Raw genomic sequence first — 13,316 nt, 5'->3', positions numbered from 1 at the left:
TGTTTGGAACGCGCGGTGGGGTGTTCAGCGCCTAACTCCACACGAGGTATGACTGCGTCAACTTCCTGACCGGCCCCTGCTTCCCCGAATGAACTATCGCGGTCGCGTTGGTAAAACATTCAACGTCCGAGTAGAAGCTCACCGTGGCGCTGGTGTTGTTGACCACGGTCATCTCCGGCGCCCAGAGCTTGTGACAGCCTTTCGGAGGGTTGAGGACGGAGTCGTGGCCGCTGAAGTGCAGCCACCCAACGGCAGCCTGCGCTTCAGCCGGCACGCCGAACGTGATGGCCGCCGCTGCGCCGACAGCCGCTGCCCCAGCCTGGATCCGACGCCACATCAACTGCATACTGCCTCCTTTTGCTTTGCCGCAGACCGCACGAGCGGTGCCGGCAGAACTGGCGAACACACTGCGCAGCCTGACCGGAACCGGGCACGGGGCCGGGCACAAGCCGCGCTGGCGGAGTTCATCCGCTCTTGTGCTGGTTGACGTGTGCCGAGGCTCGCGGTACGGAGTCAGCATGTCCTCTCGACACATGACTCCGGGATGCGGGCCAGCACCGTCTTGAGAGCCAGTAAAGCCACGTGATGGAGGCGTCCAACAGGGCTGCGGACAGTCTGGGCCAGACACGTCCACGCGGCGGCCAGGCTCGGACGGAAAGCCGCTCGGTTCGCGCACCGCCCCGGCGAGGAGTTCCCCTGGATCGGTGGCGCCGCCGCGGCGCAGGGCCGGGGCCAGCGCGTCCAGGTCGGACCAGCGGGACGGGCGGAGATGGACGCGGTAGCCGTCTCCGGCGGGCTCCAGGGTGAGTGCTTCGCCGATGGCGAGCCTGCTCTCCGGGAGGTGGGCCGCGGTCGCTCCGGCGGCTCGTTCCAGGGCGGTGATCGAGGTGACCCCGGCGGCGATGGGCAGGGTCGTGTCCGGGCTGGTGAGGTGTTCGTGCAGGTCACGCAGGCGGGCGGCGACGGTCGTACGGGCGGGGTGGTCCTTGGGCAGGCGGTCGGCCAGGAGCCTCGCAGCGCAGCCGATGTGACCCAGCGGCGGCACGGACGGACGCTCGCCGAGCAGGGCGATCAGCGCCTCCAGGGCGTCCTCGGCGCCGGAGGCGAGGGTGACCCACTGCCCGGTGGTGAGCGGAGTGAGCCTCGGGTGGCGTTCCGTCCAGTACGCGACCGCCCGGTTCAGGTCGGGGCCCGTGCGCCAGAGGTCGGCGGGGTCGTCGGGCATGAGCAGCTCGACGACTTCGACGGCCTCGTCGGTGGTGGTGAGCGCCTCCAGGGAGAGCGCGGCGATGCGCAGTTCGATCTCGCTCAGGTCGAGTTCGCGGGCGCGGGCGGCGTCGCCCCTGCGGAAGGCGGCGACGCGGCCCCGCGCCCAGCCGTCCGGCCAGGAGAGCGTGCGGGCCGAGGTGGACAGCAGGATCAGGCACTGGGCCGGTGACAGGCCGGTGGCCTCGGCGAACGCCCGTACGGTCGCCGCTGCACGCCGTCCACGTAGGCGTCGATGCCGGCATCGCGTTCGGAGTGGCGGTTCATCTGGAGCGCGCTCAGCCCCCGCGTCCCGGCCATCTCCCGGTGAATGTCCCCGAGGCTGATCTTCTCCAGGCATAGGCGCTGCGACAATAAGGCGGCCACAGTCGACTTGCCGCTGCCGAGGTCTCCGCTGATCGCGATGGATCGCTGCGTGAACATGAACGCCTTCCTCATCGGCGCCGGACTCCCCGCCCGGAAGGGTGCACTGCCGCACGTGGCCTATCACGACCACATCTGCGATCATCCCAATTCCGGTGCACGAGAAGAGCACACCCGCCCTGCCCCGGCGGGTCACCGCCGATGAAACGGCCACTCGATACAGCTCGGGACCGCTCCCGCCGGCGCTCCCCGGTTCGCTGGCGGCGCGCAGGCAGGGTTTCGTTCCAATGCAGGTCCTATCCCGAAGCGCCGCAGGAGTCCAACGCGAGACACGAAGCCACGATTCGAGCTGTGGCCCCGTGTCCGCACAGGCGAGCAATCAGGCTGCGGGGCCGTGCTCCGCTACGGGCAGCCTGACCCTTCTTCGGCGTCTGTAGCTCCGGCCCGCCGTGGCATTTCGGGCTCGGACGGGCGAGGTGCCTCGCTCACGATCCGACGGGCGGCGTCCCTGTTCTTGAGATGCTCGGAGTCGTCTTGCCATTGGATCTTGGGGCGTCGCGGTGTGTCAGACATGGCAGCCACCGTAGTGACGTGGCTGGCAAGGGCAGGTAACGAGAGGCCCCGCGTTCGGCCGACCAGAGGCGAGGCTTGTGCCCGTTGCGCAGCGGACCGGCAACCAGACGCTCCGCGTGCTCCGCCCAGGGTATTCCTCGGGGCGTCGTGGGAGACCGGCAGTCTCACGCGGCCCCGATTGAGGACGGAAATCCCGGCGGCCAGGTCGACGTCCTTCCAGCGCAGCCCGACCGCCTCACCCCAGCGGAGCCCGCGCAGGGCGATCAACCGGTACAGCGCGAGCAGCCGGTGGGTGGCCGCTTGAGCGAGGAAGGCGAAGGTGTGCGAGGGTGTCCACACCGTCACCGGCGACGGCCGCGGCACGGACGCATACACGTTGATCATGCTCGCGCGGCTGAGCCTGGCCTCGCGCCGCCGCTGCTCGACATCGAGCCGGCCCTGCAGGTCGCGGTTCCAGGCAGCGACCCGCTCATCGGTCCATACCAACGCCTTCGGGCGGTCGGCATCGGAAGTTCGACCACCGCTGCCGGGTTGAAATCGATCAGCCAGTCCTGCTTGATCGCAATACGAGCGGCGCGTGGTGGCATCGATCTTCCGCTGACGCCGGGTCATTATCTCCGCGGGCGCCTTCTGGAGCGCCAGCACGTTGATCATGGCCACCATGATGACCGATCTCCGACTGCCGTAGGCGGTCACGCCGAATGAACTCGATATCGTCCTCGACCGGGCCGGGAAGGGCTCGCAGCGGGGCGGCCTGGCCCGGGGAGCGATGCGGGCGATGCTCATCGTACGCAGCCGGCACGCACCGCAAACGGCGGGCGTTGACGATGAGGATCCGATCGAGAAGTTCTCGGCGCAGACCACCCATCCGGCGTTCGACGAAAGCATTGGCCTGAGGTGGGCCCGGACCCCGAAACCCACAGCGTGCTGCTCTGATCGGATGGGCTTCTCCCGATCCGTATATACTTGTTGGTATATAATGTGGAGATGACAGCTGATCAGAACGTCCCCAGCGGTGTCGAGGTCGCGATGCTGCTGCGGCGGGCGCAACTGCGCAAGCAGATGGCCTGCGAGGCCGCGCTCGCCCTGGTGGGGATGACGTTGCCGCAGTGGGGCATACTGTATGCCGTCGCGGCCGAGCCTGATTCCTCGACCCACGCGCTGGCGCTGTTCACCGGGCAGTCCGATCAGTCCGCGGGCGCGGTGGTCTCCCGCCTCGAACAGCGAGGGTTGCTCGAACGCAGGCCCGGTGTCGGTAAGGCGATTCTGCACAGGATCACGCCGGATGGCGACGAACTCGTACGACGCTGCAACGCCATTGCCGAGGACGTGATGTCCCGCCTGCTCGCCGGCCTCACCGATCAGACTCTTCGGGAACTGCGGACCTCGTTGCTGTCGATTGCGGAGGCCGCCCTCCCGGCGTCGACCAGGTCGGACGCCGGGAGGGCGCCCTCCGATGATCTCAGCGAACCGTCCGGGATCCGCTCCGCCACACGTCCCTGATCGACAGGGTGTCGGCGATGTTGCTGGTGGGATCGCCGTCGACCAGCAGCAGATCGGCGCGCGCGCCTGGTGTGATCCTGCCGCGGTCGTCGAGGCCGAACGTCGTCGCGGGCACGCTGGTGGCGGCCCGCAGCGCCTCCGTCGGGGTGAGGCCGGCCCGAACGAGAAGCCGCAGTTCGCCGTGCAGGCTCACGCCGTGTGCCATGCCGCGCGCACCGAAGTGGTGGTTGGCGTCCGAGCCGGCCAGGATCGGCACGCCGGCGGTATGCATCGCCTTCACCGCGGCCAGGGCGGCATCGAAGTCGCCGGCCGGGAAGGTGTTGAATTCACAGCTGAGGTTGTCCATCCAGGGCTGCGGCAGGCGACCGGCGACCCGGCTGTCGCGCGCCAGGCCGGTACCGAGACGCTGGTTGGTGAGCGAGGCCAGCAGGTTCAGCGTCGGGGTCAGGAACGCCCCTCCCGCAAGGAACGCCTCGACCAGATCAGGCGTGCACGGACCGTCGATGAACAGGTGCGCGAACCCGTCGACACCGGCGGCCAGCGCCTGCCGGGTCGCCTCGATGGTCAGCGCGTGGGCGATCACCATGCGGTCGCGCTCGTGCGCGGCGGCCACCACCGCCTTGACAGTGCCTTCCTCGACGACGGGGACGTCCTTGCCGAGTGTCTTGCCGCTCTCGATGAGCACCTTGATGTAGTCGGCGCCTTCCGCGATCCGCTCGTCGACGAAGCGGGCGGCGTCCTCGGGCCGGGCGACCGTCGGCAGCTCCGGGTCGTTCAGGCCGCCGTGGAGCTGGGTCGGGTGCCCACCGGGTGCCGTCAGGCCCACCGAGGACGAACGGACATCCGCGATGTCGGTCCGTTCGGCGGCGGCGCGACGAACCCCCTCCATCGCGTGCGGGAACGAGAACAGGTCGAGCTCGGTGGTCACGCCGAACCTCAGGGCGTGGCCGAGCGTTTCCACGTCGGCGTGGGTGTGCGCGTCGATCAGGCCGGGCAGCAGGGTGGCGCCACTGCCGTCGACTCGCTCGGCCGCCGCGGGCGCGGGTGCCCCTACCGCGACGATCCGCGCCCCCTCCACTTCCACGGTCCGCACGCCGATCAGCTGCTCGCCGTCGAACACCCGGGCACCCTCGATGACATATCGCGTCATGATCACTCCTCTATATTCGTCTTGGTATATACTAACCAATATATGATGACGGGCAGCGCGGCAAGACTTCGGTCCGATCAAAGGAAGGTGCGCTGCGGCCCATGCCCGAAAGTGACTCTGACCTGGTGAGCGTGCTGATCCTGGTCACCCACGAGCGACAAGCCCGCGACCGGGGCCGGTGGTCCAGCTTCGTCGCGGTGCTAAACGACAGAGGTAGTGAGGTAGTTATGCCGGAATCCGCGTTCCTTCATGAGCCGTTCACCGTCCAGGCCTCCCCCGAGGCGCTCGCGGACCTGCGCGCCCGGCTGCGGGCCACGCGCTGGCCAGACGCACCCGAGGACGTCGGCTGGTCACTCGGCACGGACCTCACCTACCTCCGCGACCTGGTCGCCTACTGGGCCGACGGCTTCGACTGGGCAGCCCAGGAGAAGGCGCTGTCCGAGTTCCCGCGCTTCCGCGCCCGGCTCGACGGGCTCGGCATTCACTACGTGCACGCCCGGGCCGTCAACCCGGCCGGCCCGGTGCTGCCGCTGGTGCTCTGCCACGGCTGGCCGGACTCGTTCTGGCGCTACACGAAGGTCATTCCGCTGCTGACCGACCCCGGGGCGCACGGCGGCGACCCCGCCGACGCGTTCGACGTGGTCGTGCCCGATATGCCCGGCTACGGGTACTCCGACCGCCCTACCGGCCCGCCGCTCGACTCGATCGCCGTCGCGGGTCTGTGGGCCCGGCTGCTGGACGGCCTCGGCTACCAGCGGTTCGGCGCCGTCGGCGGGGACATCGGCAGCGGCGTGAGCAACTTCCTCGCGCTGAACTACCCCGAACGGGTCACGGCCGTCCACCGCATGGACGCGGGGGTGCCGGTCTACTCGGGGGACCCCGCCGACCTGACGCCCGAGGAGCGCGCCTGGATGGCGGACATGGCGGCCTGGGGCGCGGCCGAGGGCGCCTACGTGGCGATGCACCGCACCAAGCCGCAGACCGCGGCAGCCGGGCTGACCGACTCCCCGGCAGGGCTCGCCGCGTGGATCGTCGAGAAGATGCGGGGGTGGAGCGACTGCGGCGGCGACATCTCGCGGTCCTTCACGATGGACGAGGTCCTCACCAACGTCACGATCTACTGGCTCACCGAGACCATCGGCTCGTCGATGCGGATGTATCGCGCGAACGGCGAGATCCCGGCCGCGGAGCAAGCCCGCCGGGTCGAGGTCCCCTCCGGCTTCACGGTGTTCCCCGGCAACATCAGCCGGGCACCGCGGAGGTGGCTGGAGCGCGCCACCAACCTCGTGCGGTTCACGGAGGCCCCGCGCGGCGGGCACTTCGCGCCGCTCGAAGAGCCCGAGTTCTACGCGGAGGAACTGCGCGCCTTCTTCCGCCCCTACCGGGCCTGATTCCGCCAGTTGGAGTTCCGGTCGTATCGGCGCAGGTCAGGGTCAGGGGCAGGTAGATGTTGGACAGGATTGGAGAAATGACCCCTGTGGGTGCCGAATATCGTGTCTCCTCATGCGACGTGGGCGTACTCATGTAGGAGGCCGCCGAGCCGGTCTCGTCGGGAGACACCTTCCGGCCCAGACCGGCGATCCGCCCAGCTTCTCAGCGGTCAAGCGCAGCAAAGACGCGAACGGTGGGTCGGATCGGTGGCCGTCGCAGCCCATGCTGGGAGTAGGTCCAGCATCGTTTCACCAGGTCGGCATGCCAATGCCGGAGCATCCCACGGTGTGACATCGACGGCGCCGGGGCAGGAGCCGCGCCAGCGCGGAAAGGATCGCCCGGTCCGCCCACGACGGCCGGGGAGCGGCAACCTGACGGCGGAGCACAACCAGCTGATGCCGCAGTACCAGAATCTCCGCATCCTTGGACGCCTGTGATCGGGCGAGCAGCGCGATCCAGCCGAATGCTCGCAAGACGATCACGTACAGCAGCCACAGAGCCATCCTGCCGGAGCTGAGCCATCGAACAGAGCAGAACCCCAGATCAAACCCTATGACGCAATATTCGGCGCCCACAGGCTTTCAGGCTCCATGCGGTGAGCGTTGTTTTTCCTGCAGGGGAGCCTCCCAGGTGGCGGTGATGTCGCGGGCGACATCACGTAGGAGGTCGATGAGCATGTCTGCGAGTGGTGTGAGGCTGGCGTCGGTTTTGGTCACGGCGTAGAGCTGGCGGTAAGGCCTGGGGTGGGCCAGTTCGCGATGGGTGGTGCCAGGCGCATGGGTCAGGGCCAGGCGCGAGACCAGGGCCACTGCGATGCCTGTGCCGACGAGGGCCTGGGCGACGTCGTAGGACTCGGTCTCGAACCGCACGGTGGGAGTGAAGCCGGCCTCGCGGGCAGCGTCGTGGAACTGTTCGCGGGCGGCATGGCCGGCCAGGATGGAAACCCACGATTCGTCGCGCAGTTGTTCCAGGTGAAGTTCGGCGTCCGCGGGCTGCCCGGTGGCCAGTGAATGGTCATCGGGGAGAACCACGACCATCGGGTCCAACAGGAGCGAGTGGGCCCGTACATGTGGGGGCGGCGCGAGCGGCGTGCCCCAGGACGCGACGATGGCCACGTCCAGGCGCCCCGCGCTGATCTCGTCCGCTCCACGTCCGGACACCACGTCTATGACGGAGACGTCGGCGTCCGGATGGCGGTGGCGCAGCGCTGTCAGGGCCGGTGGTAGCAGGTGCAGGGCAGCCGCCTGGAACGTCCCGATCCGTAGACGGAGCGAGAGGTGGCCGAGCAGTGCGGCCAGTTCCGCCTCGGCCCTGTCCGATGCCTCCTCCACAGTTCGACCGTGGGAGGCGAGCAGCGCACCGGCCGCGGTGAGCGTTGCTCCGCGAGGACCACGGATGACCAGCGGTACCTGCCAGTCGCGCTCGGCCTTGGCCACCTGCTGGGTGACCGCCGCGGGCGTGAGTTGGAGTGCGTGAGCCGCCGCCGTCAGGGAGCCGTGCCGCTCGATCAACGCGAGAAGCCGCAGCTGTCCCGGATCCACCAGCATTCACTAATCCTAACGCTGCACCCATCTCATTTAACTTTTCTTAGGGGCGCGAGACAGGAAGCCTGGTGGTACACCCATCGGCGCAATCCCCGGAAGGGGTTCTTTTCCCATGCCCACGCATGTGCCCGTTTTCATCGCCACCACCTTGCTGCTGGCGATGCTGCCAGGCGCGAGTCAAGCCCTGATGATCCGGCAGGTTCTGGAAGGCGGCCAACGTACGCTCCGGGGCACGCTCGCGGGCAATGCCAGCGGCTTCCTGCTGTGGTCCACGGCCGCCGCGGCCGGGCTGTCCGCCGTCCTGCTGGCCAGTCCCACCGCGTACGCGGTGCTCCGGATCGCAGGCGGCATCGTGCTGATGATCCTCGGGGTGAAGACGCTACGGACCGCGCTCACCACCGCCTCCACCCACCCGCCCCGCGAGAGCGGGCGCAGCACTGGCTTCGCGGGCGGATATGTCACCGGCCTGATCACCAACCTCGGCAACCCCAAGGCGGGCGTGTTCGCGGTCTCGGTGCTGCCCCAGTTCGTGACCGCGGATGGCCCGGTTTTCCTGTCGACCGTCGCCCTGGGAGCCCTGTGGGCGCTCGTCAGCGCCTCCTGGTACATGTTGCTCACCTGGGCCGTCAGCCGCGGGCGCGCCCTGGTATCGCGGCCGGCCGTCCTGCGGGGGCTCAGCGTGACCACCGGCGTCGTCCTACTGGGGCTGGGCGCCGCGGTGGTAGCAGGTGTCTGAGGGCCAGGCCCGGTACTTCTTCCAGCGCCCGACCGCCCGAGGCATCTGCCGCCTTGTGTACTGGTTGCCTTGTATGACCGGTGGCGACGAAGCACACCGAAACGATCGCCCTGGCTTCGCCGTCCGCTCGGGGCCCCGCGGACACCCGAGGAGCGAGGGCGGATATCGCGATTCGGCGCATAGCGGCCTCTTCTGCTGTGGCCTCGGCCAGGCGTTATGCCTGGTCAGAGGGCGAGGTCGAACATGTCAGATAGCAAACATCGGGGGCATGACAGTTCGCCACAGCCTGTGAGCTGCGGTTTTGGCCGTATCGGCTGAAACGATTCTGCAGTCGCTCATGCAACCCGGACAAAGGCCACACGCGCGGGCCCAGGAATGCGGAAGGGTTGGCCGCGCCCCGCACCATTTGAAGTCCCGTTGGACACGGCCACCAGCTACCCGATGAGCGACCTCTGGCATCCGGAAACTGGGAGGATTTCACAACTGGGGTGGCCCGAGCGGGTATCGCACGCACTGGAATGACCACAGCAAGTACCGCGACGGCAGGGCAGCGAGCGCCTGGCTAACCTTCGGGCCGAGCAGCGGCGAGCGCCTGGCCCGCAAGCCTTGCGGCCAGAGAACCAGCAGCCCCGCCGGGGACGTCGTGATACTCAAGCGAGCCAGGTCCTCTTCGCCAATGGGACCCGGTGCGTCGGCACGGTGAACGTGCATCCGTTCACCGAGACGGGCAAGCAGGAGCGGTCACAGCGTCAAGCAGGCGTGCGAACTGCTGTCGTGAGCTGAAGAAAAAGCGGAATCATCACGCTCACCGACGAGGCTTTACTCGGAGCCGAGATTCTCTCTCAGTGAGCTGCCTCGTACTGCTCCATGACGGTGGCGGCTATGCGGCCTCGCTCGCTCACCGGCAGGCCCTGGGCCTTGGCCCACTGCCTGATCTCCGTGGACTTCTCACGGCTGACCGCCCGAGCAGAACCGGAGCCCGCACGTCGTCCGCGAACGCCCCTGTCGGCACGGACCGCGCGAGCCTTGTTGATATAGGGGGCGAGTGCCTTCTCCAGCTTCCCCCTGTTCGAGCCCGACAGGTCGATCTCGTAGCTCGTCCCGTCGAGAGTGAACCTCGTGGTTCCTTCGGCATCGCTGCCATCGAGGTCATCGACAAAGGACTCAACAATACGCTTCGCCATTGGGGTGCTCCAATCACGTCTCAGGTTTCGAGTACTGTAGCCCTCTTCAGCAAATCATGCATCCCCAGAGATGTCGTGCCTACGCAAAGGAACCGTGCGTACCGACGCGGCGCTACAGCCCCTTTTCACCCGGGTAGCCCAGTGCTCACGGTTGGAGAGACCGGCGTTCCAAGGCAGCATCTCGGTTCATAACCCGGCAGTCAACCTCCCATAAACCCCACCTACGCCAAGGCACGCCTCGATGCTGGAACGAGCCCTGCCCCTTCATTTCACCAGCCACAAGCCAGGAGCAGCTCGCGGCAGCGGCCTGGACGGACACTTGCGCCCCGTGCCGGACGACACTCCAACTCCAGCCCATTGACGCACCCTTGTGAGCGTGAAAGTCTCTTGCGCCAGGTCACCCTCACCGGCTGGTCCTTCAGCCCTCAACCCGGTGGCCGCCCCGGTCTCCTATTCTCCAGCCAATGGCAATGAAGCCTGCTGTGTTGAATTCCAGTTCAAGCTCGCGGCTCAACGCCACGACCGCAACATATGTCATACGGGGTGCCAGATGGTGGGAGTGCCGTCGATCAGTGAGTTGAGGCGGCGTTGCAGTTCGAGGGCGACGGCGGGCGGGCTGTAGGTGGCGAGGGATCGGATTTCGCGGGCGGCGCGCTGGATGCGTGCGGCGGGGTGATGTTCGAGTTCGGGGTCGATGCCGTAGGCGCGGCAGAAGCTGGTCCACCGGGTGTGGGAGTGGCCGAAGCGGTGGTGTCCCATCATCCCTGGGTTACCGGCGCCACCACGCCGCTTAACCGCAGCTCAGCCCACGCAACTCGATTTTCAAGCGGCACAGGTCCTAGGCTGGCGGAGGTGACGGGATCGGCGGCGGGCGCGCGGACACAGGAGCAGATGCGGCAGCGGAACCTGAGCGAGGTGCTGCGGCGCGTCCATAAGGACGGGACGGTGTCACGGGCCGCACTCAGCCGCGGGATGGGCCTCAACCGCAGCACCATCATGGACCTGACCGCCGAGCTCACCGCGGCTGGGCTCGTCCGCGAGGGTGTCCCCATCGGGCGGGGCCGCGCGGGGCGGCCGTCGATCGTCGTCATGCCCGAGCAGGGGACGCTGTACGGGCTCGCGTTCGACGTCGCCGTGGATCGGCTGCTCGCGGCCCGTGTCGGGCTCGGCGGCCGGATCCTCGACCGCCGCGAGGCCGTGCGCACCCGCGCCGGGGCCGACCTGGAGGACGTCGTCGGCGTCCTGGCCGCCTTTGGTCGCGAACTGGCCGCCGGGGCTGGTCCGGGCGCGTTGTGCGTGGGTGTCGGCGCGTCGTATTGCGGGTTGATCAGGCGCGCCGACGGCACGGTCCGGTACGGACCGCACCTCGGCTGGGTGGACCAGGCGTTCGGCGCGGAACTCGCCGCCGGGCTCGGCCTCGGGCTTCCCGTCGAGGTGGGCAACGAGGCGCACCTGGGTGCGATCGCCGAGCACGTACGCGGCGCGGGACACGACGTCGACAACCTCATCTACCTGCACGGGGACGTCGGCGTCGGCGGCGGGATCATCGTCGGCGGCAAACTCCTGGACGGCGACGCGGGCTATGGCTGCGAACTCGGGCACATGCTGGTCAACCCGTTCGACGGGCGGCCCTGCCTGTGCGGGTCGCGCGGCTGCCTGGAGGCCGAGGTGGGGGAAGGAGCGCTGCTCGAGTACGCGGGACGGTCCGACGACCTCGTCGGACGCGACGGCATCCGGGCCGTCGTCGCCCTGGCCGGGAGCGGCGACGCCCGAGCGCGGGACGCCTTCGACCGCGTCGGCGACTGGCTCGGCGTCGGCGTCGTCAACCTCATCAACCTGTTCAACCCGGCGCTCGTGGTCTTCGGCGGGATGCTCCGCGATGTCTACCCAAGTGCCGCGCCACGTGTCCGCGCCCGGATCGACGCGCATGTCCTGCCGGTGTCGCGCGAACGTGTCCGCCTGGCCGTGACGGCCCTTGGTGACGACACCACGCTCGCCGGGGCCGCCGAACTCGCCTTCGCCAACCTCCTGAACAACCCGCTCAACACCTTGGCCGCCCTACGCTAAGGGGACTGGCGAGGTAGCTTTCCGGAGTCTTGCCGAAGCGAAAGACCGGCCCGGCTCGGAGCCCTCCACGGATGCGGATCGCTCCCACCGCGATGCCCTCCCGACGAACGTGGCGCCGCCTGGACCGGACGGCTGGAGATCGCGGCGACGCCGTCCCAGGCCATCGCCCCACTCGCCACGGTGGTCAGCCGTTTCACCGCGGAGTACCCCGGCGTGCGGGTGGTGGTCCGCGCCGGCGCCACGGCAGATCAGGTGGTGGAGGCCGTACGTGCCGGCCGGACGGAACTCGGCCTCTTGGCTTGATCCGCCGGTCTATCCGGAGGTCGCCTTCGCGAGTCACGCGGGCGGGCTCGGTCCCGCGGTGCGTGTCTTCCTGGACCTGGCGTTCGACAGGGAACGCCGATCGGTGGGGCGGAAAGCAGATCTTTGACCGCGCTGCCAGGTGGCTGCTGGAATCGATGTCGTGAAATCTCATCGCATTGCCGTGATCCCGGGAGATGGCATCGGCACCGAGGTGTGCCGTGCCGCCCGTGCCGTACTCGACGCGGTCGGCCGCAGGCACGGCGTCGATCTCACCTACGACGAGTTCGACTGGTCCTGCGCGCGTTACCTGGCCGAGGGCGCGATGATGCCTGCCAACGGCCTGGACCTGGTACGCGACCATGACGCGATCTTCCTCGGGGCGGTGGGCGCACCCGGTGTGGCCGATCACGTGTCCCTGTGGGGATTGTTGATCCCGATCCGCCGGGGGTTCGCGCAGTACGTGAACCTGCGGCCGATCCGGGTGCTCGACGGGCGGCAGGCCATCGATCTGGTGGTGGTGCGCGAGAACGTCGAGGGCGAGTACAGCGAGATCGGCGGACGCCTGTACCAGGGCACTCCCGCCGAGATGGCGGTGCAGGAGGCGGTGTTCACCAGGGCGGGCGTGACCCGCATCGCCGACTACGCCCTGGACCTGGCCGAGCGGCGGAGCGGATCGCTGACGTCCGCCACCAAGTCGAACGGGATCATTCACACGATGCCGTTCTGGGATGAGATCGTCGCCGAACGGGTCGCCGAGCATGGTGGCGTGACCATGCGCTCGGAGCACATCGACGCGCTGTGCGCCAAACTGGTGCTCGACCCGGCCCAGTTCGACGTGATCGTCGCCTCCAACCTGTTCGGCGACATCCTGTCCGACCTCGCCGCCGCCGTCGCGGGCGGCATCGGCCTCGCGCCCTCCGCGAACATCGATCCCACGCGCGCGCACCCGTCGATGTTCGAGCCGGTTCACGGCTCGGCGCCGGATATCGCGGGCCAGGGGATCGCCAACCCGGTCGGCGCGATCTGGACCGCCGCGATGATGCTCGACCACCTGGGCCACCCCGAGGCCTCGGCGAACATCATGGCGGCCCTGGAGAGCGTCTTCACGACGACGTCTGTACGCACTCCTGACCTCGGCGGCACGGCCACCACCGAAGACCTGACCCGTACGATCATCGAAGCCCTCTGAAGGAAGC

The 13,316-nt window shown here is 68.5% G+C and carries 16 protein-coding genes; 7 read left to right on the top strand and 9 right to left on the bottom strand.

Annotated elements, in window-relative coordinates:
- Positions 1 to 31 precede the first annotated feature (31 nt).
- Positions 32 to 346 carry a hypothetical protein gene (locus tag ACFPZ3_RS26245; protein WP_379516885.1) on the bottom strand — a complete coding sequence of 105 codons (315 nt, stop codon included), beginning with the start codon at positions 344 to 346 and terminating at the stop codon, positions 32 to 34.
- Between the two features lie 423 nt (positions 347 to 769).
- On the opposite strand from ACFPZ3_RS26245, the gene ACFPZ3_RS26240 reads away from it, so the two are divergent.
- Positions 770 to 1,438 carry a hypothetical protein gene (locus ACFPZ3_RS26240; protein WP_379516884.1) on the top strand — a complete coding sequence of 223 codons (669 nt, stop codon included), beginning with the start codon at positions 770 to 772 and terminating at the stop codon, positions 1,436 to 1,438.
- Here ACFPZ3_RS26240 and ACFPZ3_RS26235 read toward each other — a convergent pair.
- The 3 genes from ACFPZ3_RS26235 to ACFPZ3_RS26225 all read right to left on the bottom strand — a co-directional run bounded on the left by ACFPZ3_RS26235 (position 1,420) and on the right by ACFPZ3_RS26225 (position 3,139).
- On the bottom strand, positions 1,420 to 1,689 hold the full coding sequence (locus tag ACFPZ3_RS26235) for a cytidylate kinase family protein (RefSeq protein ID WP_379516883.1): 270 nt from the start codon (positions 1,687 to 1,689) through the stop codon (positions 1,420 to 1,422). The genes ACFPZ3_RS26240 and ACFPZ3_RS26235 overlap by 19 nt on opposite strands.
- Positions 1,690 to 2,031: 342 nt before the next feature.
- Positions 2,032 to 2,856 (bottom strand): site-specific integrase, encoded by an 825-nt coding sequence (locus ACFPZ3_RS26230; RefSeq protein ID WP_379516882.1) that lies wholly within the window; start codon positions 2,854 to 2,856, stop codon positions 2,032 to 2,034.
- Positions 2,744 to 3,139 carry an integrase core domain-containing protein gene (locus ACFPZ3_RS26225; RefSeq protein WP_379517059.1) on the bottom strand — a complete coding sequence of 132 codons (396 nt, stop codon included), beginning with the start codon at positions 3,137 to 3,139 and terminating at the stop codon, positions 2,744 to 2,746. Before ACFPZ3_RS26225 ends, ACFPZ3_RS26230 begins: the two co-directional genes overlap by 113 nt.
- 50 nt (positions 3,140 to 3,189) lie before the next feature.
- Between ACFPZ3_RS26225 and ACFPZ3_RS26220 the strand changes: the two genes are divergently transcribed.
- Positions 3,190 to 3,705, top strand: coding sequence for a MarR family winged helix-turn-helix transcriptional regulator (locus tag ACFPZ3_RS26220; RefSeq protein WP_379516881.1), 516 nt, complete (start codon positions 3,190 to 3,192; stop codon positions 3,703 to 3,705).
- Here ACFPZ3_RS26220 and ACFPZ3_RS26215 read toward each other — a convergent pair.
- Positions 3,665 to 4,894, bottom strand: coding sequence for an amidohydrolase family protein (locus ACFPZ3_RS26215; protein WP_379516880.1), 1,230 nt, complete (start codon positions 4,892 to 4,894; stop codon positions 3,665 to 3,667). The genes ACFPZ3_RS26220 and ACFPZ3_RS26215 overlap by 41 nt on opposite strands.
- 62 nt (positions 4,895 to 4,956) lie before the next feature.
- Between ACFPZ3_RS26215 and ACFPZ3_RS26210 the strand changes: the two genes are divergently transcribed.
- A complete protein-coding gene (locus ACFPZ3_RS26210; protein WP_379516879.1) occupies positions 4,957 to 6,246 on the top strand; it encodes an epoxide hydrolase family protein in 1,290 nt (429 codons plus the stop codon).
- Between the two features lie 288 nt (positions 6,247 to 6,534).
- On the opposite strand, the gene ACFPZ3_RS26205 is transcribed toward ACFPZ3_RS26210, so the two are convergent.
- Complete coding sequence (locus ACFPZ3_RS26205; RefSeq protein WP_379516878.1) at positions 6,535 to 6,789, bottom strand: hypothetical protein; 255 nt, start codon at positions 6,787 to 6,789, stop codon at positions 6,535 to 6,537.
- Positions 6,790 to 6,867: 78 nt separating this feature from the next.
- Positions 6,868 to 7,833 (bottom strand): LysR family transcriptional regulator, encoded by a 966-nt coding sequence (locus ACFPZ3_RS26200; protein WP_379516877.1) that lies wholly within the window; start codon positions 7,831 to 7,833, stop codon positions 6,868 to 6,870.
- Positions 7,834 to 7,942: 109 nt separating this feature from the next.
- Between ACFPZ3_RS26200 and ACFPZ3_RS26195 the strand changes: the two genes are divergently transcribed.
- Complete coding sequence (locus ACFPZ3_RS26195) at positions 7,943 to 8,566, top strand: LysE family translocator (RefSeq protein WP_379516876.1); 624 nt, start codon at positions 7,943 to 7,945, stop codon at positions 8,564 to 8,566.
- 842 nt (positions 8,567 to 9,408) lie between these two features.
- Here ACFPZ3_RS26195 and ACFPZ3_RS26190 read toward each other — a convergent pair.
- Together ACFPZ3_RS26190 and ACFPZ3_RS26185 are read right to left on the bottom strand one after the other, a co-directional pair.
- Positions 9,409 to 9,750, bottom strand: a complete 342-nt coding sequence (locus ACFPZ3_RS26190; protein ID WP_379516875.1) for a histone-like nucleoid-structuring protein Lsr2 — start codon at positions 9,748 to 9,750, stop codon at positions 9,409 to 9,411.
- A 534-nt stretch (positions 9,751 to 10,284) separates the two neighbouring features.
- Positions 10,285 to 10,509, bottom strand: coding sequence for a hypothetical protein (locus tag ACFPZ3_RS26185; RefSeq protein WP_379516874.1), 225 nt, complete (start codon positions 10,507 to 10,509; stop codon positions 10,285 to 10,287).
- Positions 10,510 to 10,593: 84 nt separating this feature from the next.
- Between ACFPZ3_RS26185 and ACFPZ3_RS26180 the strand changes: the two genes are divergently transcribed.
- From ACFPZ3_RS26180 to ACFPZ3_RS26170, 3 genes are all read left to right on the top strand, one after another.
- On the top strand, positions 10,594 to 11,817 hold the full coding sequence (locus tag ACFPZ3_RS26180; protein ID WP_379517058.1) for an ROK family protein: 1,224 nt from the start codon (positions 10,594 to 10,596) through the stop codon (positions 11,815 to 11,817).
- Between the two features lie 132 nt (positions 11,818 to 11,949).
- Complete coding sequence (locus ACFPZ3_RS26175; RefSeq protein WP_379517057.1) at positions 11,950 to 12,120, top strand: LysR substrate-binding domain-containing protein; 171 nt, start codon at positions 11,950 to 11,952, stop codon at positions 12,118 to 12,120.
- Between the two features lie 160 nt (positions 12,121 to 12,280).
- Entirely contained in the window at positions 12,281 to 13,309 is a 1,029-nt protein-coding gene (locus ACFPZ3_RS26170) for a tartrate dehydrogenase (RefSeq protein WP_379516873.1), read from the top strand.
- Positions 13,310 to 13,316: the final 7 nt, after the last annotated feature.

This window comes from Nonomuraea insulae, assembly GCF_042656245.1.
Note: the sequence above shows the minus strand (reverse complement) of the source record. Positions and strands in the feature narration are given on the sequence as shown.